At 75.6% G+C, this 1,968-nt stretch carries 2 protein-coding genes; both read left to right on the plus strand.

The genetic code is table 11. The annotated features are described in order from the left end of the window. Positions 1-198: 198 nt before the first annotated feature. Entirely contained in the window at positions 199-1,416 is a 1,218-nt protein-coding gene (locus ACRYM2_RS23095) for an MFS transporter (protein WP_432525039.1), read from the plus strand. After that, positions 1,413-1,928 carry a GNAT family N-acetyltransferase gene (locus ACRYM2_RS23100; protein WP_432525041.1) on the plus strand — a complete coding sequence of 172 codons (516 nt, stop codon included), beginning with the start codon at positions 1,413-1,415 and terminating at the stop codon, positions 1,926-1,928. Before ACRYM2_RS23095 ends, ACRYM2_RS23100 begins: the two co-directional genes overlap by 4 nt. Positions 1,929-1,968 lie beyond the last annotated feature (40 nt).

The following is a 1,968-nucleotide window of genomic DNA, read 5'->3' on the forward strand; positions in this document are numbered from 1 at the left end:
CCCCGGCGCGCACCGCGCCGGGGCCGGTCGTGCGCCGGGCCGCGGACACGCCCGGGAGGCGCTGGCGCGCAGGCGTTGCGGGACCCGGTCCCGCTGGATTGGGACGGACGGGCCCGCGTCCGCGATGATCGGTGCGACGAGAGGCGACGACGCACTGGTCAGGAACCCGCACACCACCGCTGCAAGGGAAGTACGCCCGTGCCCATCGCCATCCTCGCCCTCGCCGTGGGCGCCTTCGGGATCGGCACCACCGAGTTCGTGGCCATGGGGCTGCTGCCCCAGATGGCCGGCACCTTCGACGTCTCCATCGCCGAGGCCGGCAGGCTGATCTCCGCCTACGCCGTCGGCGTCGTCGTCGGGGCCCCCACCCTCACCGCGCTCACGCACCCGATCTCGCGCAAGAAGGTCCTCGTGGGGCTGATGGGGCTGTTCGTCCTCGGCCACGCCGCGACCGCGCTGGCGCCGAGCTTCGGCGCGCTCGTCGGCGCCCGGTTCCTCTCCGGCCTCGGGCACGGGGCGTTCTTCGGCGCCTGCGCCGTCGTCGCCCGCAAGATCGCCCCGCCCGGCAAGCAGGGGCAGGCGCTCGCGCTGGTCTTCACCGGGCTCACCGTCGCCAACGTCGTCGGGGTCCCGCTGGGCACCTGGACCGGCCAGCAGCTCGGCTGGCGGGCGACGTTCGCCCTCGTCGGCGTCATCGGCGTGGCCACGATCGCCGCGATCCTCGCGCTCGTCCCCGACGTGGAGACCCGCACCGGCCCGCTGCGCTCGGAGTTCGCCGCGTTCCGGCGCCGGCAGGTGTGGTGGACGCTGGCCATCACGACGGTCGGCTTCGCCAGCATGTTCACCGTCCTCAGCTACGTCTCGCCGCTGCTGACCGACGTCGCCGGGTTCTCCGAGGGCTCCGTCAGCTGGGTCCTCGTGCTGTTCGGCGTGGGTGCGACGCTCGGCAACGTGCTCGGCGGCCGGCTGGCCGACTGGCGCCCGTACCGCACGCTCGCGGTCGGGTTCGTCGCGCAGATGCTCGTCTTCGCCGTGCTGTTCCTGTTCGCCGGCAACCGCGTCGTGGCGGCGGTCGGCGTCTTCCTGTTCGCCTTCACGGCCTTCGTCATGAGCGCGCCCATCCAGACCCGGGGCATCCTCGCCGCGGGCGGCGGGGCCGGGATGGCCTCGGCGGCGATGCAGGCCGCGTTCAACACCGGCAACGCCATGGGCGCCTTCCTCGGCGGGGCGGCCATCGACGCCGGCTTCGGGGTCTCCTCGACGGCCCTGGTGGCGCTCGTGCTGGCCCTGCTGGGCCTGCTGATCCTCGGCGAGGCGACCCGCGTGGACAAGAACGGCCGGGCGCCGATCGACCCCGCGCTGGCACCGCTCCCGGCGCAGCGCCGCCGCGGGGTCCGTGGCAGCGTGGAGGCGTGACGCAGCTCGACCCGCAGCCCCCCGCCCCCCTGCCCGCCCAGCCGCGCGCCCGGATCACCGTGGCCGCCCGCAGGCCCGGCGACGCCGACCTCGACGCCCTCGTGGCGGCGGCGGTCGCCGAGCTGAACCGCCGCTACCGCGCTCCGGGTGAGCCGGACGACGAGTACCCCCTGGCCGCCGACGCCGCCTGCCTGGTCGCCCTCGTCGACGGCGAGCCGGCGGGGTGCATCGCGCGCGAGGGCGTCGACGAGCCCGGCTGGGAGGACACCGTGGAGATGAAGCGCGTCTTCGTCCACGAGCGCTTCCGCGGCCGGGGCGTGGCCCGCGCCCTCGTCGCCGCCTACGAGGAGGCCGCCCGCGCCGCCGGCGCGCGGCGCGTGCGGCTGGAGACGGGCACCAAGCAGCCGGAGGCGATGGCCCTCTACGAGGCGCTGGGCTACGAGCGCAGCGCCGTGCCCTTCGGCCCGTGGGCCGACAGCCCGCTCTCCGTCTGCTACACCAAGCGCCTCTGACCCCACCCCGCCCGTGGGCAGCGCGGTGATCTTCCACGGT

The organism is Kineococcus aridisoli (genome assembly GCF_050871885.1).
Lineage (GTDB): Bacteria > Actinomycetota > Actinomycetes > Actinomycetales > Kineococcaceae > Kineococcus.